Annotated in this window: 16 protein-coding genes, 1 tRNA gene and 2 pseudogenes; 6 read left to right on the forward strand and 13 right to left on the reverse strand. The window is 63.9% G+C overall.

Annotation, left to right across the window (positions count from 1 at the left end; all coding sequences use genetic code 11):
- From ABWP92_RS10440 to ABWP92_RS10455, 4 genes and pseudogenes are all read left to right on the forward strand, one after another.
- Positions 1-242: pseudogene (locus tag ABWP92_RS10440) on the forward strand (bifunctional methylenetetrahydrofolate dehydrogenase/methenyltetrahydrofolate cyclohydrolase); the annotation flags it as partial.
- 141 nt (positions 243-383) lie between these two features.
- The gene (locus ABWP92_RS10445) at positions 384-2432 is read left to right on the forward strand and encodes a M3 family metallopeptidase (RefSeq protein WP_353235313.1); all 2049 of its coding nucleotides are present in this window, start codon (positions 384-386) and stop codon (positions 2430-2432) included.
- Positions 2433-2514: 82 nt separating this feature from the next.
- On the forward strand, positions 2515-3198 hold the full coding sequence (locus ABWP92_RS10450) for a glutaredoxin family protein (protein WP_353235314.1): 684 nt from the start codon (positions 2515-2517) through the stop codon (positions 3196-3198).
- Positions 3199-3328: 130 nt separating this feature from the next.
- Positions 3329-3403: transfer RNA gene (locus ABWP92_RS10455), tRNA-Val, on the forward strand.
- A 211-nt stretch (positions 3404-3614) separates the two neighbouring features.
- Here ABWP92_RS10455 and ABWP92_RS10460 read toward each other — a convergent pair.
- Positions 3615-3886 (reverse strand): annotated as a pseudogene (locus tag ABWP92_RS10460) (IS481 family transposase); the annotation flags it as partial.
- On the opposite strand from ABWP92_RS10460, the gene ABWP92_RS10465 reads away from it, so the two are divergent.
- The gene (locus tag ABWP92_RS10465) at positions 3792-4094 is read left to right on the forward strand and encodes a hypothetical protein (RefSeq protein ID WP_353235328.1); all 303 of its coding nucleotides are present in this window, start codon (positions 3792-3794) and stop codon (positions 4092-4094) included. The pseudogene ABWP92_RS10460 and the gene ABWP92_RS10465 overlap by 95 nt on opposite strands.
- Before the next feature lie 173 nt (positions 4095-4267).
- Here ABWP92_RS10465 and ABWP92_RS10470 read toward each other — a convergent pair whose 3' ends face one another.
- The 5 genes from ABWP92_RS10470 to ABWP92_RS10490 form a co-directional block, all read right to left on the reverse strand.
- Positions 4268-4993 carry a GntR family transcriptional regulator gene (locus ABWP92_RS10470; RefSeq protein WP_353235315.1) on the reverse strand — a complete coding sequence of 242 codons (726 nt, stop codon included), beginning with the start codon at positions 4991-4993 and terminating at the stop codon, positions 4268-4270.
- Positions 4994-5081: 88 nt separating this feature from the next.
- The gene (locus tag ABWP92_RS10475) at positions 5082-7208 is read right to left on the reverse strand and encodes an acetate--CoA ligase family protein (RefSeq protein ID WP_353235326.1); all 2127 of its coding nucleotides are present in this window, start codon (positions 7206-7208) and stop codon (positions 5082-5084) included.
- Positions 7209-7242: 34 nt separating this feature from the next.
- Positions 7243-8346, reverse strand: a complete 1104-nt coding sequence (locus tag ABWP92_RS10480) for an MBL fold metallo-hydrolase (protein ID WP_353235316.1) — start codon at positions 8344-8346, stop codon at positions 7243-7245.
- Positions 8347-9492, reverse strand: a complete 1146-nt coding sequence (locus tag ABWP92_RS10485; RefSeq protein ID WP_353235317.1) for an acyl-CoA dehydrogenase family protein — start codon at positions 9490-9492, stop codon at positions 8347-8349.
- A 46-nt stretch (positions 9493-9538) separates the two neighbouring features.
- The gene (locus ABWP92_RS10490) at positions 9539-10348 is read right to left on the reverse strand and encodes an enoyl-CoA hydratase/isomerase family protein (protein ID WP_353235318.1); all 810 of its coding nucleotides are present in this window, start codon (positions 10346-10348) and stop codon (positions 9539-9541) included.
- A 235-nt stretch (positions 10349-10583) separates the two neighbouring features.
- On the opposite strand from ABWP92_RS10490, the gene ABWP92_RS10495 reads away from it, so the two are divergent.
- On the forward strand, positions 10584-11555 hold the full coding sequence (locus ABWP92_RS10495) for a Bug family tripartite tricarboxylate transporter substrate binding protein (protein ID WP_353235319.1): 972 nt from the start codon (positions 10584-10586) through the stop codon (positions 11553-11555).
- 127 nt (positions 11556-11682) lie between these two features.
- Here the strand turns inward: ABWP92_RS10495 and ABWP92_RS10500 are convergent, their stop codons facing one another.
- The 7 genes from ABWP92_RS10500 to ABWP92_RS10530 all read right to left on the reverse strand — a co-directional run bounded on the left by ABWP92_RS10500 (position 11683) and on the right by ABWP92_RS10530 (position 17379).
- Positions 11683-12657, reverse strand: coding sequence for a Bug family tripartite tricarboxylate transporter substrate binding protein (locus ABWP92_RS10500; protein WP_353235320.1), 975 nt, complete (start codon positions 12655-12657; stop codon positions 11683-11685).
- A gap of 37 nt (positions 12658-12694) precedes the next feature.
- Entirely contained in the window at positions 12695-13486 is a 792-nt protein-coding gene (locus ABWP92_RS10505) for a DUF169 domain-containing protein (RefSeq protein WP_353235321.1), read from the reverse strand.
- The gene (locus tag ABWP92_RS10510) at positions 13479-14129 is read right to left on the reverse strand and encodes a UbiX family flavin prenyltransferase (RefSeq protein WP_353235322.1); all 651 of its coding nucleotides are present in this window, start codon (positions 14127-14129) and stop codon (positions 13479-13481) included. Before ABWP92_RS10510 ends, ABWP92_RS10505 begins: the two co-directional genes overlap by 8 nt.
- Positions 14126-14554 carry a hypothetical protein gene (locus tag ABWP92_RS10515; protein ID WP_353235323.1) on the reverse strand — a complete coding sequence of 143 codons (429 nt, stop codon included), beginning with the start codon at positions 14552-14554 and terminating at the stop codon, positions 14126-14128. Before ABWP92_RS10515 ends, ABWP92_RS10510 begins: the two co-directional genes overlap by 4 nt.
- Positions 14555-14599: 45 nt before the next feature.
- On the reverse strand, positions 14600-16072 hold the full coding sequence (locus ABWP92_RS10520; protein ID WP_353235324.1) for a UbiD family decarboxylase domain-containing protein: 1473 nt from the start codon (positions 16070-16072) through the stop codon (positions 14600-14602).
- 233 nt (positions 16073-16305) lie between these two features.
- Positions 16306-16836, reverse strand: a complete 531-nt coding sequence (locus ABWP92_RS10525; RefSeq protein WP_353235325.1) for a TIGR02444 family protein — start codon at positions 16834-16836, stop codon at positions 16306-16308.
- Positions 16837-17091: 255 nt separating this feature from the next.
- Entirely contained in the window at positions 17092-17379 is a 288-nt protein-coding gene (locus ABWP92_RS10530; RefSeq protein WP_353235327.1) for an amidohydrolase family protein, read from the reverse strand.
- Positions 17380-17763: the final 384 nt, after the last annotated feature.

Genomic DNA, 17763 nt, shown 5'->3' on the forward strand with positions numbered 1-17763 from the left:
TGGCCGCCGTGGGCAAGCGCAACGTGCTGACGGCCGACATGGTCAAGCCCGGCGCGGTCGTGATCGACGTAGGCATGAACCGCGACGACAACGGCAAGCTCTGCGGCGACGTGGACTTCGAGGGCGTCAGGCAGGTGGCCGGATGGATTACCCCCGTTCCCGGCGGTGTCGGCCCCATGACGATTACGATGCTGCTGGTCAACACCATGGAATCGGCGGAGAGAGCGGCCACCGCGTCCTGAGAGCCGGAGCGAGGCACATCTCACGGCTCGCCGGATGGGGCTGGCGCCCGTCCCGATACAGGCTCATCGCCCGGGGCCACGGCGCCAAAACAATTCGCCGGAACGCTTGAATTCAAAATAAACGGCAGCAAGTATTTCATCATGAGCAGCAATCCACTTCTTGAAAACTACGACCTGCCTGCCTTCGACCGCATCCAACCGGCGGATGTGGGGCCGGCCGTCCAGACCCTGATCGCCCACGCCAACGAAGCGCTGGAAACCGTCACCCAACCAGACTTTCCCGCGCGCTGGAACGAGATCTCCGCGGTTCTGGATGTGGCCACCGAGAAACTGGGAACCGCCTGGGCAGCCGTCAACCACCTCAACAGCGTGGCCGACACTCCCGAACTGCGCGCCGCCTACAACGAGGCGCTGCCGGCGGTCACCGAGTTCTGGACGCGCCTGGGCGCCGACGAGCGCCTGTATGCCAAGTACAAGGCCATCGACACCGCCACGCTCAACAAGGAGCAACGCGCGGCGTGGGATCACGCCATGCGCGGCTTCGTCCTGTCCGGCGCCGAGCTGCAGGGAGCCGACAAGGAGCGCTTCGCAAAAATCCAGGAACGCATGGCCGAGCTATGCCAGAAGTTCAGCGAAAACGCGCTCGACGCAACGGATGCCTTTGCATATTTCGCCAGCATCGACGAGCTCGATGGCGTGCCCGAGGACATCCTCCAGGCTGCGCGCGCGGCAGCCGAGGCCGAAGGCCGGCAAGGCTACAAGCTCACCCTCAAGCTGCCCTGCTATCTGCCCGTGATGCAGTTCGCCAGGAGCAGCGCGCTGCGCGAGAAGCTCTATCACGCCTACGTCACCCGCGCCTCGGACCAGGCGGAAGGCGAGGCGAAGAAATTCGACAACTCCGCCAACATGCAGGAGATCCTCGCGCTGCGCCAGGAAGAAGCGCAACTGCTCGGCTACCGCAATTTCGGCGAAGTTTCGCTCGTGCCCAAGATGGCGGATTCGCCCGCCCAGGTGGTGGATTTCCTGCGCGATCTGGCCCGGCGCGCCAAACCCTATGGCGAAAAGGATGTTGCCGACCTGCGCGCATTCGCGCGGCAGGAACTTGGCATCGCCGATCCGCAGCCATGGGACTGGCCATTCATTTCCGAGAAGCTCAAGGAAGCCCGCTATGCCTTCAGCGAACAGGACGTGAAGCAGTACTTCCCGGCCCCCAAGGTGCTCGCGGGCCTGTTCAAGATCGTCGAGACCCTGTTCGAAGTCTCCATCCGCAAGGACTCCGCGCCCGTGTGGAATCCCGCCGTCGAGTTCTACCGCATCGAACGCCAGGGACCGCAAGGCCCCGTGCTGGTGGGTCAGTTCTATCTGGATGCCCCCGCCCGCAAGGGCAAGCGCGGCGGCGCATGGATGGACGACGTTCGCACGCGCTGGCTGCGCCCCGACACCCAGCAGTTGCAGACGCCGGTCGCGCATCTGGTGTGCAACTTCGCCGCCGGTGTGGACGGCAGGCCGCCGCTGCTCACGCACGACGACGTGATCACCCTCTTCCATGAAACCGGCCACGGCCTGCACCACATGCTCACGCAGGTCAACGAACGCGACGTCGCCGGCATCTCCGGCGTCGAGTGGGACGCGGTCGAACTGCCCAGCCAGTTCATGGAGAATTTCTGCTGGGAATGGGACGTGCTCAGGCACATGACCGCTCACGTCGAAAGCGGCGAGCCCCTTCCGCGCGAGCTCTACGACAAGATGATCGCGGCAAAGAATTTCCAGTCGGGCATGCAGACCCTGCGCCAGATCGAGTTCGCGCTGTTCGACATGCTCCTGCACACAGAGCACGACCCCAAGGATCCCGTCATGCCGGTACTGCAAAAAGTGCGCGCCGAAGTGGCGGTGCTGCCCTCCACCGCATATAACCGCATGGCCCACACCTTCAGCCATATCTTCGCGGGCGGGTACGCCGCTGGCTACTACAGCTACAAATGGGCGGAAGTCCTGTCGGCCGATGCCTATGCCGCATTCGAGGAAACCGTACTGCCCGATGGTTCGCCCAACCCGCAGACCGGCCGCAAGTACCGCGAAGCCATCCTGGAAGCCGGCGGCGCGCGCCCCGCGATGGAATCATTCAAGGCCTTCCGCGGCCGGGAGCCGCAGCTCGATGCGCTGCTGCGCCATCAAGGCATGGCCAACTGAGGCCTGAAAGGCGAGCCTGCCGGGCAGGCCCGGCAACCAGCCATCCAAGGATTCACCAAGCGCACGCAGGAAGCCTGAAGAAATGAGCCGTTCTGGAAAAAACATCACCCTGGCCGCATGGGCGGCCCTGGGCGCCATTGCCGCGCTGCTGGCGGCGCCCGCGCAAGCCCAGCAGATCTACCGCAGCGTCGGCCCGGACGGAAAAGTCACCTTCTCCGATCAGCCCCCACTCTCCGGTCACGCCTCGATGAAGTCCAGGAGCGGCTCGGACCTGCCGGGCTCATCCGACTCCGGACTGCCCTACGCACTCCAGCAGGTCGTCAACAAGTTCCCCGTCACGCTGTATTCATCCAAGGATTGCGAGCCCTGCGCCAGCGCCCGCCGGTTGCTGGCCGCACGCGGCGTCCCGTTCGCGGAGCGGACCATCGACAGCAATGAATCGGCCGAGTCGCTGAAACAAATCTCCGGCGCATCCACCGTGCCCTTCGCCACGATCGGCGGACAGCATCTCAACGGTTTTTCCGAAACCGAATGGTCGCAATACCTCGACGCCGCCGGCTACCCCAGGAAATCCCAACTGCCCGCAACCTACCGTGCTCCGGCAGCCACGCCACTGGTCGCCGCAAAAGAGACACCCGCAACCGCCGCATCGCGCCAGCCGGAACCCGTCGCGCCAAAACCCCGAAATGCACCGCCCGCCGCGGATGCGGACGCAGTCGCTCCGGCAGGCCCCACGCCATCCAACCCGGCCGGCATAGTCTTCTGACCGCATGAAGAGCTCCCCACTGAACGGCACTCTGAGCCCAGTAGAAAAAATTGCGAAAACATCCGCTTTGAATTCCGAAGCAGAATTTTCACGCTATAATCAATAGCTTCGCAGCCGATCAAGCTGCAATGGGTGATTAGCTCAGCGGTAGAGCACTGCCTTCACACGGCAGGGGTCACATGTTCGATCCATGTATCACCCACCAGATATAAAACCCCTTGAATCACAGGTTCAAGGGGTTTTTTCTTTTTTAGATGACTCGTCATGAATAGCGTTAACACCTTGGACTTGAAAAAAAGCAAGCAAGATGGAATCAAGGATCAAGCGCACTCAGCGAGACTACACGCTGGCTTTTAAGCTGGCGGTGGTCGAACAAGTAGAAAAAGCCGAGCTCACCTATAGGCATGCTGAATCGCCCCGGCTTGGCTACCTACGTCATAGGTGTCCTGGCAGCCCAGGTAGCCGGGATGCTCGGTTTCTATTTCTCCGTGGGCTTGTTTTTCTTCGCGTGCCCGCTCCACTGCCCACAGTTGGTCTTCGGTCAGGATCAAACCGTCCTGCGCTACCTTGGCTGACAGCGCCTTGAGGCGCGCTTGGCAAAAGTCTCCAGATCATGGCGCAGCCAGATGGAGCGCACCCTGCCGCTAGAGACAAACACACCGCTCTTGCGCAGCTCGTTGCTCACACGCAGCGTCCAGCGCACGGCAACGCCGGCGATTCAGTTCGGCTTGCCGCTGGTGGCCAGTTCATGCGAGCCGAAAGCCAGCACCTGCGGCTTGCGCAAGGCCTGCGGCGCCTCAGCAAAATTCAACGCCGGCGCGACGGGCTGTCCTCATGCCGAGCATATGCCCGCCGCCATCAAGCTCCCGATCAGGCAGCCGCACAGCAGCAGGTGACGCCAGCGCGGGGACGGCGACAAGAGTGGCGCCAAGGATTGCCACTCAGCTGAACAACACTCGGCCATCGTTCGTGTCCTCATACGATCCGGTGCGAGACTGGACGCCATCCTGGCAGGCACGGATTGCGGTGCGCACCATTTCGGGCGCCTTGCGGGCTTCCCACCGATAGCCTACCGAGCGCGCCGCAACGTCTGGGAGAGCTTGAAGCGCCCCTCGGGATAGAGGCTGATGGCCACGTAGAAGCGGCTGCTGTCGCCCTCGCTGTAGAGCCGGTACACCGTACGCAGCGCGGGGCTCTTGGGGGGGACGCCCAGGATGACGGCCACGTTCTTGGGAATCTTGCACGCCTCCACCGTCTGCTCGATGCGGTCGATGGGGTGCTGCTGCAATTCGCCCAGGAACTGCCACACCGAGCCGCGCTTGTTCCCGATCATCGGGATCACGCTGCGATGCTCGGGCCGCAGGTAGAAATCCGTCCACGAGGCCGCCACCTTGGTGTCCGGCGAGTCGCGGAAGGTGGACACCTTGATCCACGACTCACCGGTCTCGCAACCCAGTTCGCGCGCCAGCAGCGCATCCGCGACAACATCTTCCGTGCTCACCAGGTGCAAATCCGCAACCGAAGAGAAGCGCAGAACATCGCTGGCGCTGTTGGTCTGGACGCTGTAGGAGCCCTGCGGGCTGCTGGCGACGACCACGCTGCCGATGCGGGGCCTTCGCGTCACCAGCCCCTGGCGCTGCAGGGCCGCCAAAGCGGCACGCGCAGTGAAGCGGCTGACGCCATGTATCTCGCACAGGCTCATTTCCGGCGGCAGCGTGCTGCCCACAGGGTATTCACCCGATGCAATCTGCTGCTGCAGCGTCTCCGCCAGTTCTACATATATAGGCTTGCCCAATCTGAACCTTCGCTGGATGGAGCGGCCCGCCACCGGAAAGTCCCCGGGGTGCGTGCCGCAAATCTATGGCTCGGAGTCAGGTGCGACGTCAGGTGCAACTACTGCATGAAATCATGGCGTCAAGCGCCAGCACGCCTTCTCCTTGGGGCAGTACGATAACAGGATTGACGTCCATCTCGGCGAGCCTGTCAGCGTGGCGGAACGCGAATTGGGAGAGGCGCACCATCGCCTCGACCAGTGCCTCTTCATCGGCAGGTGGCTGGCCGCGAAAGCCGCGCAGCAGCGCTGCGGCCCGGGTCATGGAGATCAATTCGCGGGCGCTGTCGGGGCTCATCGGGCACATGCCGAACGCCACATCCTTGAACAGCTCCACGGATACCCCCCCCAGTCCGAACATGAGTACGGGACCGAACGCGGGATCACGCTTGATGCCCAGTACCACCTCCACGCCGCGCGAGGCCATGCGCTCGACCAGGAAACCCGTGAACTCGAGCTCTCCGCCCTGCTCTCGCATCTTCTGCGCCGCAGCCCGGGCCAGTTCGGGCGTCGCCAGGTTCAGGGCAACCAAGCCATGCTCGCTCTTGTGCGCAATGCCGCGCGCGAGCCCCTTGACAACCACCGGGCCCGCGAGCTCGCGGGCACAGGAGGCGACCTCCTCCACGCTTGCGGCCACACGCGACTCGGGCACCCGGATTCCCAGTGCCTTGACCAGCGCCTTGGACCGGACCTCGTCGATCAGCCCCTCCACCGCCGGAAGATCCGGAACGCTGCCGTTGGCATCACCCCTCGCCAGCAGGGGCTGGTTCGCCCTGCGTGCAAACCCGTTGAGCTGCGCTGCCGCGCGAAGGCTGCGCGCCAGAGGGATACCCATGGCGCGCGCGCGCTCGAAGCCCGCCTCCTGCACATGGCCCGACACCGGAACGATGGCGCTCGCCTTGTCGCTCACGCCCACCACGTCGAGTGCCTGATGGAGCCACAGCTGCGAGCGTTCGTCCCGCGGTGCCCCCACGCCAACCCACAGCACCGAGTCGATGGCATCGTCCTCCAGCGCGATGGCCAGTGCCTGCCTTGGCAGCTCGGGATCGCTGAAGACGGCTCCCCCCACATCCAAGGGGTTGGACGCCTTGACATAGCTCGGCAGGATCGCCTCAAGCTTCTGCAAGGTCGTTGCCGACAGTGCCGGAAGCGGCACGCTGGCCTCCGCGCACTCGTCGGCCAAGATGGAGGCCGCGCCTCCCGACAGCGTGAACACCAGCATCCCGCTGCGGCCCACGGGCTGCCTGCCCTTCCAATGTGCCAGCGAGGCCGCGGTGGACAGCAGGTCCTCGCTCTCCTGTACACGCAGGATACCTTCCTCGCGGCACACGGCGGCAAAGATCTCGTCTGCACCGGCCAGCGCCCCCGTGTGGGACATCACCGCCTGTCGCCCCAGCTCGGAGGTTCCGGCCTTGAACACCACCAGCGGCTTGCCGACGGCACGCGCGCGCCGAGCAGCATCGATGAACCGCCGGGGCTGGCGCAACCCCTCGATCATCAACGCGATGACGTCGATCTGCTCATCGCCCAACATGTACTCGACGATCTCCTCCATGCCGATGTCCATGGCATTGCCGACGTGCGCATAGAGGCCGACATCCGCCCCGGCGTCCTCGCCGTTGAGCAGCAGCCCGCCCATCATCGCGCCGCTTTGCGTGACGAGCCCCACGCGCCCGGTGCGCGAGTGGGCCATCGACTCGAAACTGCTGTTGTAGCCCAGGCAAAGGCCCGCGGCAGGATTGCCGGCGCCAAGGCAGTTCGGGCCCAGCATGCGCATTGTCCCGCCGCTCAGGATCTGCTGGAGCCGGCGCGCCCGCTCGACCCCTTCCGCGCCCTGCTCCTCCCATCCCGCACTGCAGACCACCACGACGCGAACACCCGCGGCCTTGCACTCGGCGACGGCCTGCAGCGTCATCTCCGCGCTGAGCGCGATCATGGCCAATTCGGGCACCTCCGGCAACTCCGCCAGGGCCGGGTAGCAGCGCACGCCGAACAACTCTGGATACTTGGGATTGAGCGGATAGAGCTCCCCCTTGAATCCATGGCGCAAGCAGTTGCGCAGGCCGCGCGACGCGGGCGTGTTCGGCCGCTCCGAAGCGCCGATGAACGCGATCGAGCGAGGGTGGAAAAGCGTGCCCAGGCCGGCGTGCGGCGCGTGCAAGGCAATGGTGTCGGTCATCGTATTCACGTGATGTCTCGGTCTTGGTTGATGGTCATTCGTTGCGGCCATGCGCGGGATGGATGCCCGTGCGCTCGAAGCGGCGCACGAGCGCGCCATCCACGGACGACGTCAGCAGTCCCTGGCTTTCCAGGAAGTTCAGGTGCGCGATGGCCTCGCCCAGCCCGAAGCCGACCTGCTCGTTACGCAACTCGCGCTCGAACAGCGCGGGCAGGAACTCGTACCCGGTCATGGGCCGCACACACGCGTCGAGCACTACCCTCAGGCGTTCCTCGTGGTGTGCGCGTATCTCCTCCACGCGCCGTGCCACGCCATAAAACGGCTGCTTGTGCGATGGCAGCAGCAGGGTCGAAGCGGAAATGCCCTCGAAGCGCCGCAGCGTCGCGAGATAGGAGTGCAATGGGTTCGGATCGCCGCCCGGCCACACCGCGATGTTGGGCGTGATCTTGGGCAGCACCTGATCGCCGCCGATCAACACCGCCCCATCCTCGCTCAACAGGCTCAGATGTTCCGGTGAATGACCGCGTCCGATGATCGGCGCCCAGCGCCGCCCGCCGAGTTCCAGCGGCTCGCGGGCATCGATCTCGATCACCCCGGGCGGCAGGGCGCACACCTGCGTGCCATAGCGCGGCATGTGCTGCAGCAGCTCGGTGGCCACCGCATCGGGCAATCCATGTTCGCGCCAGAGCGGCGTGCGCTCGGATACCACGTCACGCGCGGGGTCGGCGTAGCGTCCCGCGACTTCGAGTTCGCCGGGCGTCATGAGGACCGGCACGGCGAACTGCTCCACGATCCAGCCCACCATGCCGACGTGGTCGGGATGGTGGTGGGTCACCACGATGCGCCGCAGCGGCCCATGCCGCGTGAACCAGGGAGCGCGAAAGACGGATTCCCACAGGGCGCGGTTGGCGGGCGTGTGGATGCCGGTGTCGACCAGGGTCCACCCATCGCGCTCCTGCAGCAGGTACACGTTGATGTGGTTGAGCGCGAACGGCAGGGGCAGGCGCAGCAGAAAGATCCCGGGCGCCAGCTTCAGGGGCTCGCCCTCGGCAATGTCCGCTTCGGCATACCGCAGCGCAGGCAGGCCTTCGCGCCGTTTCCAGAGCTGCTCGCCGATGATGGTGAGGGGCTGCGCCATTCACAGCCCCATCTGCTTGGCGATGATGGTGCGCTGGATCTCCGATGCACCCGCGCCGATCATCCCGATACGCGAATCCCGGAAGAACAGCTCCATGTCGTACTCCTTGAGCACACCGTAGCCGCCCATGATCTGCACGCCGTTGTTGGCGATGTCGAACATCGCCTCGCTGGCCCAGAGCTTGGCCATGGACATCTCCTTGAAGCACGGCAGGCCCTGCTCCAGCATCCAGGCGACGCGGTAGCCCAGCAGCCGGGCGATTTCGGCCTTGGTCTGCATGTCCGCCAGCTTGTGCTGCACGGCCTGGAACCTGGAGATCGGCTGGCCGAACTGCCGGCGTTCCTTGGCATAGGCCGCCACGTAGTCGATCATTGCCTGCGACGTGCCCGAGTACATCATGGCCACGCTGAGACGCTCGATGCCCAGCCCGCTGTTGAGGTTGGCCCAGCCCTCGTGCAGCTTGCCCATCATGCGCGAGCGCGGCACCCGCACGTCGCGGAAGAACACCTCATTGGTATGCGTGGCCGAGCGGCCCATCTGCTTGAGGGGACGGATCTCGATCCCCGGCGCATCCGCGTCGACCAGGAAGATGGTGATTCCATCGTGCTTTTTCTCGGGGTTGCGGATGGTGCGCGTCACCGTGACGATCTGGTGGGCCACGTGCGCGTTGGTGGTGAACATCTTCTGGCCGTTGAGCACGAAGTGATCGCCCCACTCCTCGGCAAACAGCTCGACTGCGGCTGCGTCTGAGCCCACGTTCGGTTCGCTGAGCGCGAAGGCGAGCCGGGTTTCCCCGGCGATCACCTTGGGCAGGAACTCATCCTTCTGCGCCTCGGTCCCGTAGGTCATGATGTTGTAGGCACCCAGCACCACCGTGGAGAAATACGACGTACCCGCCCCGTACCAGCCGTATCCGGCTTCTTCCAGGAAGATCGCGAGCTCCATGGGCCCCAGCCCCGCACCGCCATATTTTTCGGGGAAGGGAATGCCCATCCACCCCTGCCCGGCCATCTTCTCGTACAGCTCGCACGGAAAGCGATCGTTATCGCTGCACGCGCGGATGTATTCGCGTGTGCACTCCTTCTTCATGAACTTGCGCACTGATTCACGGAGCATCTGCTGTTCCTGGGTAAAACCGAATTCCATGTCATTGCCTCCTTTTTTGATGCGGAACGGCCGCGTTGCCGATGGACTATGCGCCCGCTTGATGGACGGGCCGCGCCTGCGATTTGCGATTGAGAAAGGCGGATACCGCGCTGCGGTGTTCGCTCGACGTGAATGCACGCCCGAGTGCAAGGGCCTCCTGCTCGAGCGTTTCCCGCAGATCCCGCGATCGCGCGAACTGCTGGAGCCCCTTGATGCCCGCGAGTGCACCGGCTGGCAGGGCCACCAGCCGATCCACCACCTCCTGCGTCACGCGGCCCAGTTCCTGGTGCGAAGACAGGCGGTTCACGAGGCCGTAGCGTTCCGCCGTCGCGGCATCCACGAAGTCCCCGAGCAGCAACAGCTCATTGGCGCGCCCAGCCCCTACCGTACGCTGCAGAAGGTAGGAGCAGCCGAACTCCGGCGTGAGGCCGATGCGTGCAAACGGAAAGCAGAAGCGCGCCTTGTCCGACGCAATGCGAAGGTCGCAGGCCAAGGCTATGGTTGCACCGCCCCCTGCCGCCACGCCATTGATGCAGGCCACCACCGGCTTCGGCATAGCCTGCAGCAGGCGGGCCAGCACGTTCGGCCCCTGGCGAATCCGGTCACTCCACTGCTGCTGCGTATGGCCCTCCCTGCGCTGGAAGGTGTCCAGCATGTCGCCGCCCGCGCAGAACGCATCGCCGCCCGCGCCCGTGATCACCACGGCATGCACCCCGCCATCCGTCGCGGCCTGCTCGCATAGCTGCACCAGTTGGCGTGTCGTCGTCTCGCCGAGCGCATTGCGCCGCTCCGGCCGATTGATCGTGATCCAGGCTGCGCCATCGCGCTTTTCGTAAATGAGATCTGTGATTTGCATGGGTTGCCGCAGTTCATGATTCATCAATATGTCCGGACAATATTTTGAATTAATGAATGTGTCAATTCAACGCATGGAGATAGCCTTAGGTGAATTCACTATGTATCGCGTCATTGACATGAGATTGTTCAACAAGCTATTGTACGGACCAGCGCACGCAACCCCACCTCCATGACAACGTCAGGCTTCGGCATCGGTCCGAGTGGCTCTGGCACTTTCCACAAGGATCTTGTGTATGAAGCGTCGTATCGCCCTGCTCACCGCTGCGGCCGCACTAGCGGCCAGTACCCATTGCATGGGTCAGGCAGCGTTTCCCCAGAAGACCGTCACGTTCATCGTTCCGCTGGCCGCCGGCGGTGGAACTGATATCCTGGCCCGCAAGCTCGCGCTGCAGCTGTCGTCCATCTGGGGACAGTCGATCGTCGTCGAGAACGTCAGCGGCGCGAGTTCCATCATCGGCACGCAGCGCGTGGCCCGCGCTGCGCCCGACGGCTACACGCTGCTGGTCACCACCAACGGCCCCATCGTCAGCAATCGCTACCTCTTCAAGTCGCTGCCCTACGACCCCGACAGGGACCTTATCCCCGTGTCCCAACTGGCCGACATCGACATGGTGCTGCTGGCCCACAAATCGCTTGCAGCGAACTCGCTGAAAGAACTGGTCGCACAGGCAAGAAAGGACCCTGGCAGCGTCACCTACGCTTCCTACGGCAATGGCTCGCAACCCCATCTGCTCATGGAGCTGTTCAACAAGCGCGAGGACATCCAGATCACACACGTGCCGTACAAGGGGCTGGGGCCCGCACTCACCTCGGTGATGGCCGGCGAAACCATGTTGACGCTCACGGGCCGCGGCTCGGGAGAGGCCGCTATCCGCTCGGGCAAGACCAAGGTGCTGAACTACAACTCGGACCGGCGCGATCCTCTCTACCCCGACGTGCCGACCTCCGCCGAGTCCGGCTATCCCTATTTCCGTGTGGCCACCTGGCACGGAGTTTTCGCCCCGAAGGACACGCCCAGGGACATCGTCTCCAGGATCAACAAGGACATGCTCACGGTGCTCCAGCAGCCGGAGTTCCGCGAGGACATGGCCAAGCGCGGCTATGCCATCCCGACGCGCAGCCCCGAAGAGTTCGCAGCAGTCATCCAGGAAGAGGTCAAGGCTACCGGCGAGATGGTGAAGGCCGCCGGACTCAAGCCCGAGTAACGCATCGGACCGAGGCACCGACCCGAAGCATCTCCAGCGCTCCGCGGCAGGACTTCACGGAGCCCTCAAGAACAAACCGGCTCGAGGCCGGTTTGTTTCTGGGCGAGGCAATTCGCTTGGTGCAATGCTAGACGGTGGCACCCGTCATCTTGACCACCTCGGTCCATTTTGCGAGTTCGTCGGCGATGAATTTTCCGGACTGTGCGGCATCGAGCGGCAGGGGCTCCATGCCCATGCCGAGCAGCTTCTCGTGATTGCGGGCATCCGAGAGGTACTCGACGATGCTCGCGTTCAGGCGCTTGACGACGGCTTCCGGCATCTTCGCCGGCCCCATCACGCCATACCATGCCTTGAGATCGAAATGTGGCAGGCCCTGCTGCGCGAGCGGCTGCACCTCTGGCAACGCTGGCGACGGCTGCGCGGCCGTCAGGCCCAGCGCACGCAGCCTGTTGGAGCGGATGTAGGGCAAGGCGATCGGAATGTCGGTGAACATCATCGACACCTGTCCGCCGATCAGGTCCTGCATCGCCAGTGCGCTGCCCTTGTAGGGGACGTGCAGGATATCGACCTGGGCCATGTGCTTGAAAAGCTCACCGCTCAGATGCTGGGAAGTCCCCGCGCCGGAGGAGCCGAACGACAGCTTGCCCGGTTGCGCCCTGGCCAGTGCAATCAGTTCCTGGACATTGCGCGCGGCAATCGACGGATGCACCACCAGCACGTTCTTCTGCACCACCGTGGCCGAAATCGCGGAGAAGTCCTTGAGCGCATCGAACGGCAGGCGCGCACCATACATGCTCGGTGCGATTCCGTGCGTCGCGCTGGAGGCCATCACCAGCGTGTATCCATCAGGGGCCGCCCGCGCCACGTACTCCGCGCCGATGTTGCCGCTGGCGCCCGTCTTGTTCTCCACGACCACGGGTTGCCCGAGCTTCTCGCTCAGATGCTGCCCCAGCAGGCGTGCGAGCTGGTCGAGCGCACCCCCGGCGGAAAACGGATTGATGAGATGGATCGGCTTGGCCGGATAGCCCTGCGCCTGCGCCCATGCCAGACCTGGCGCCGCAACTGCCGCGGCAAGCCCTTGAACTAGTAGACGTCGTTGCATCTTTGTCTCCTTTGCCTTTGTCTTGTGAAATGCGTGCTCAGAGCTTGCCGGCGTAACTTGCCTGAAACGCCATCGCAGGGTCGCACTGGATGCCATAGGGTGCGATGGGGTAGCGGATTCCATGGCCCGCAAGCCACTCCAGACCCGTCACGATTTCCTGCAGATGGGACACCTGCAGCGCAATCAGCATCTCGTCGTCCTGCACGCCGCCGAACTTGCGCTCCGCAAAGCAGGGAATGGCCATGCTCGGCTCGCGCGTGGCAAGGCCCGCGCCCCAGCTGTCGGCGCACGCCGATTCGCCGGTGGTGCCGAACTGGTAGCGCACGTAGCTGCGGTGCTGGAGCGCATTGATCAGGGTGACCATCTGGCCCGGGGTTGCGTATACCAGCACAGTGTCGGGATCCCTCAGGCGCCCCGAGGCCAGGGGCGAGAGAACCACGCCCACATACTTGCCATGCGGCACGCGCGGCATCTGTGCCTGGTGCTCGCGCGAGGCCTCTATGGTTGCGAACCATACGCCGTGGAACATGCTGCCATCGAGATACTTGGTGCCCGGTGCGTTGAGCCCCATGACCCCTCCGCAGTTGCTGGCGGCGGGCACATTCTCGTGCGTGGCCCCGAGCGTCCAGCCCAGCCAGCGCGCCTGCCCCACGAGCTGGCACATCGAGAAGCGCACGCCCGCAGCAGGCCAGCGGATGCCATTGATGGACTTCATCTCGTCCACGGTCTCGAACAGCTTCAGCGCAAGCGGCGCGGTGCGCAGCCGCAGGCGCTGGTTGAGCCTGTTCACCAGGTCTTCATGGTCGATCTCTGCAATTACTTCACTCATGGGGAATTCCTGACAGGGTCTCTTGGGTTGTACGTGTCGAGGCGGCCAGCAGCGCGCGGCTGGTCTCACCCCAACGGGGAGCCGCCTCGCATTCGATGTCGATGAGATCCAGGCAACGCATCACGCTGTGATCCACGATATCGGCAACGCTCTGGGGCCGGTTGTAGAAGGCAGGCATGGGCGGGAACACGATTGCACCGGCCTGGGACACGCGCAGCATGCTCTCGATGTGCCCCACATGCAGCGGCGTCTCGCGCAACATCAGCACGACCCGCCGCCGCTCCTTGAGGGCCACGTCGGCCGCGCGGGCGATCAGCTCGCCCGTATTGCCCCATGCCAGGTTGGACATGGTCTTGATGGAACAGGGCGCCACCACCATCGCGTGTATGCGGAACGAGCCCGACGAAATCGACGCCCCGATGTCCACGCTGGAATGCACCACATCGGCGAGGTCCTCCACCTGTCCGATGGCAAGCGAGGTCTCGAGTTGCAGTGTCTGGCGCGCGGAACGGCTCACGACGAGGTGGGTTTCGACATCGGGGGCGGCGCGCAGCATCTCCAGCAGGCGGATGCCATAGGCACTGCCGCTGGCGCCGGAGATCCCGACCACCACGCGTTTGCGTGGGGAAGTGCGCGAGCTCATTCAACGCTCACCTTGAAGCACACCTGGCCCCAGCTTCCGTTGCAGAAGCCCGCGTCCTGGCAACTGAAGGAGTTGAACCACATGCCGTCGGGGTCCAGCCCTTCGGCGATGCGATCGTGCGCCATGGCCGCGTGGATCGTCATCGGTGCCACGGCATAGATGCAGACGTTGCACGATTTCACAACGCCCGCCGCGCTGACCTCGATCCGGTCGCCCTCCTTGAAGCCCGCGGCACAGCCATGGGCCGAGACGACCGTGGCGACAACGGTGCGCCGGTTGGCCTCGGGAATGGCCTCGGCCGCGCGGCGGCGGCGCTCATCGGCCCGGAACCCGGCCATCTGCTCATCGGTATAGCCCATATTGGCCTGGAACTTCTCCCAGTTGAAGGGCCGTGCGGGCTTGGTGGGGTTGGATGCATCGCTCATGATGTGGGCCTTTCATTCTTGTCAGCGGGAACCTGCCGGTTCGACTCAATACCTGCGCGACAGCAGCGACTTCACATAGTCAGGCTGGCGCGCCCGCAGTCTGGCGGCGGCCTCCCCGCCGATCCAGTCCTCGATCGCCACGTTCTCGAAAACGCCTCGCGTATAGCGGTCCGAATTGGCGAATGGCGCAGTGGCGTCGATATACACCTTGCGCCCCGTACCCGCCGCGTCCCCTTCTGCCAGCATGCCGCTGACCTTGGCTCGTGGCGAGAGCATCAGCCCCTCCCGCATGTCGGAGCGCGTGATCACCGCCCACATGACATCGTCCGCATTGGTGATGTCGATGTCGTGGTCCACGGCAATCACCCACCCCAGGTCGGAGTGCGCGGAAAGCGCACCGAACGCGAGGTTGTTCTGCAGCCCCTCGTCGCGAAAACTCTTGCGCCGGATGCGGATCACCACGCCCAGGCAGCCGCGCATGGCCTGCAGCACATGGCAGTTCTCGAACACACGGGGGCTGATGCGGCGGCAGGCGTCGAACACGGACGCCTCCGCGGGCAGCGCCATGAGGTTGGTAGTTTCCGCATTCACCGCGAGCGGGAACCAGTACACCGGGTTGTTGCGGTACGTGATACCGGTGACGTTGAACTCCCAGACACGCCATGCGCGCCCCATGTAGCCGCCGGCCTCGGGCATCATGCCCTTCTCGCCGTCCTTGCCGGAGTCCTCCTCCGAGGCCAGCCGGTCCGTGTCGATATAGCCTTCCAGGACGTATTCAGCCTCCGCCAGGCTCCACGCCCCCTCCTGCGTGCGGCATTTCACATATTCCACCGCCTTGCCCTGCAGCGCTCCCGCCATGCCCATCTCGTCATAGCCGAACGGCGTGAGCGTCTGCTGCGTGCTGCCCGAGCATGCGAGCAGCACGGCCGGCCCGGCACCGATGTTCACGCTGATGGGGATGCGGCGCTCGCCCCGCGCGCGCATCTTGCGGGCGATCTCCAGCAGGTGCCGGCCCGCCTGGATGGTGATGCAGGTGAGATCCGGCCCCAGCACCCGCATGCGATGGTAGGAGCCGTTGAATGCGCCCGTATCCGGATCGCGGATCAGCGCCAGCCCCCCGGTGATGACGCAACCCGCGTCGGCGGAGGTCTGCTGCGCGAGCGGCAGTGTCTTGAACAGGTCGATGCCGCTCGTGATCACGTTCTGCTGGCAGGCTGCCTCGGCGGTTTCCCTCGACGCAATGGGATTCAGCGCCGCATCGGCGAGCCGCGCGGGAAGATCATGCGCATCGATCCCGCACCAGCGCGCAATGCGCTTGCGATCCGCGAACACATTGGTGACGATCCGCTTGCCCTCGTGCCCCCGTACGTTGTCGAACACCACCATCGGCCCCGAATCCGTGGTCCGGGCAATTGCCGCCACCTCGAGGTAGGGGTTGGTCTCGCGTGTGATGCGCAGCAGGTCATCGTTCGCCAGCGCTTCATCCATGGCGGCCGACAGGCTTGTCACTGAATGCATTGAGTCTCCAATGGGTTGTCTCATTTGTCCGGACTATAAAACAACAAAAGGAGATGTCAATAGGATCATTTGCTCACATCCCCCAATGTATTTCTTCCTGTAAAGAGGAAAAAATGAACGAATAACCCATGCCCACCTCGTTGCATGGCAGATTTATTTGTACGCAACAATGATCACCCTAGCGTCATGCCAGAGTGCAAAAATTGAGGGAAAGGGGAGTCAATGAAGCGCGATCACGACCCGGCCGGCGGCATGCAAAGTGCATGCTCCAGCGTCGCGATCGCCTGCTCCACTTCGGGTGTTTTCCAGTCGGCGTCACCCGCGTGGCGTTCCCCATAGAAGTCCGCGACCACGGCGATCGCCGCGCTCGAGGGCGGCTCCGGGCGCCGGCCTGCCGGAAGCGGTATGGCCGCGAGGCGGTCCATGGCATGCCTCTCCGCCTGCAGTTCGGCCTGCTGGATCTGCGCGCGAAGGCCGCTCAGCGATGCGTCTTCCTTGCCAATGGCGCGGCGCACGGTGCGCAAGGGCCGGACAACCTGCTCGCGCCAGTCTGTGACCTCGGCATCCGCATGTGCGACATCCTGCCGGGTGACATTCACGCCGTGCAAATGCGCGAGACAGGCCGCATGCAGCAGGACCAGCACATCCAGCGACAGCCGGTCCTGCAACAGCAGGCAGGCTTGCGGCACGCCAGGATGCGCATAGCACTGCAACGCATACGCCCACTGTTCATTCGCTCGGCTGGCATTGGCTGGATTCATCATGGCTTGTCCTGTACGGTGTACGACCTCCATCTTGCCAGTGCATTGCGCCGGCGAGAACTACACCGCCCTGCCCGCATGGAGCACGATGCAGTCCACCACGTCTGCGGTGGATCACCACCACGGGCTCTGCTCCCAAAGAGAGCTGCGCCTGCGGCCCGCGAATCGGCATACCTGGCAACTCGCCCGTAGGCTGGCCGTCCCGCACGATGACCCGCCCGCACTTGAGCGTTGCCACATAGCATTCCGCCGTCTGGTTCATGCACCGCCCGCCGGCAGGTCGAAGGCGACGTAGGGCGGTGGCAGGCGCAGGCGATCGAAGTCGATGATGTTCACATCAGCCAGATAACCCGGCTTGAGCTGTCCGCGGTCGCGCATGCCATAGATACCTGTGGTCTCCATGGCCTGCTTCTTCACGGTATGTTCGAGCGGCAGCCGCAACCCGTGCTGGCGGTCGCGCACCCAGCGCGTGCGCATGTGCGAGAAGGCCACCGCCGCTGCGTTAAGCCGTAGTGCTTCCTTCACGACTTCACGCGATACGTACATGCCATCGCGGTCGGAAGCCTTATAAATCTTGGATTTAGGCTTGAGATTACGCAGTGCGGTGTCGGTAAGCATCGAGGCTTTTCCTCTTGTTCATGATAGCTTTTACCGTCAGGGGTCAGGAGACCTGGTGATGCCTGGAAAACCGCATGAAACAAGCTTTCCAGAGGAGTGATTTACCGTCAAAGGCCGATTTGGTCTCGATAGTCAACAAGGAGGTCTTAATCCGGCCTCCGGTTTCTACCGTCACCTCTACCGCCAATCCGTTTCACTGACCGGCGATAGCCATCGATAGCTACCGCTACGTATTTTTGTTTAAATCAACACGTTACGACAGTTTTCGATAGGACACGATAGCTCCCGAAGGACCTGATCTCACTCCCACTC

It is taken from the genome of Diaphorobacter ruginosibacter, from assembly GCF_040396215.1.
GTDB classification, from domain to species: domain Bacteria; phylum Pseudomonadota; class Gammaproteobacteria; order Burkholderiales; family Burkholderiaceae_C; genus Diaphorobacter_A; species Diaphorobacter_A ruginosibacter_A.

What these genes read in the sequence shown, in the direction of transcription:
- ABWP92_RS10495 (WP_353235319.1), top strand. Translation starts at nt 10,584, where the DNA reads ATGAAGCGTCGTATCGCCCTGCTCACCGCTGCGGCCGCACTAGCGGCC.
- ABWP92_RS10475 (WP_353235326.1), bottom strand. Translation starts at nt 7,208, where the DNA reads ATGACCGACACCATTGCCTTGCACGCGCCGCACGCCGGCCTGGGCACG.
- ABWP92_RS10490 (WP_353235318.1), bottom strand. Translation starts at nt 10,348, where the DNA reads ATGCAAATCACAGATCTCATTTACGAAAAGCGCGATGGCGCAGCCTGG.
- ABWP92_RS10525 (WP_353235325.1), bottom strand. Translation starts at nt 16,836, where the DNA reads ATGATGAATCCAGCCAATGCCAGCCGAGCGAATGAACAGTGGGCGTAT.
- ABWP92_RS10450 (WP_353235314.1), top strand. Translation starts at nt 2,515, where the DNA reads ATGAGCCGTTCTGGAAAAAACATCACCCTGGCCGCATGGGCGGCCCTG.
- ABWP92_RS10445 (WP_353235313.1), top strand. Translation starts at nt 384, where the DNA reads ATGAGCAGCAATCCACTTCTTGAAAACTACGACCTGCCTGCCTTCGAC.
- ABWP92_RS10485 (WP_353235317.1), bottom strand. Translation starts at nt 9,492, where the DNA reads ATGGAATTCGGTTTTACCCAGGAACAGCAGATGCTCCGTGAATCAGTG.
- ABWP92_RS10515 (WP_353235323.1), bottom strand. Translation starts at nt 14,554, where the DNA reads ATGAGCGATGCATCCAACCCCACCAAGCCCGCACGGCCCTTCAACTGG.
- ABWP92_RS10520 (WP_353235324.1), bottom strand. Translation starts at nt 16,072, where the DNA reads ATGCATTCAGTGACAAGCCTGTCGGCCGCCATGGATGAAGCGCTGGCG.
- ABWP92_RS10480 (WP_353235316.1), bottom strand. Translation starts at nt 8,346, where the DNA reads ATGGCGCAGCCCCTCACCATCATCGGCGAGCAGCTCTGGAAACGGCGC.
- ABWP92_RS10505 (WP_353235321.1), bottom strand. Translation starts at nt 13,486, where the DNA reads ATGAGTGAAGTAATTGCAGAGATCGACCATGAAGACCTGGTGAACAGG.
- ABWP92_RS10500 (WP_353235320.1), bottom strand. Translation starts at nt 12,657, where the DNA reads ATGCAACGACGTCTACTAGTTCAAGGGCTTGCCGCGGCAGTTGCGGCG.
- ABWP92_RS10530 (WP_353235327.1), bottom strand. Translation starts at nt 17,379, where the DNA reads ATGTACGTATCGCGTGAAGTCGTGAAGGAAGCACTACGGCTTAACGCA.
- ABWP92_RS10510 (WP_353235322.1), bottom strand. Translation starts at nt 14,129, where the DNA reads ATGAGCTCGCGCACTTCCCCACGCAAACGCGTGGTGGTCGGGATCTCC.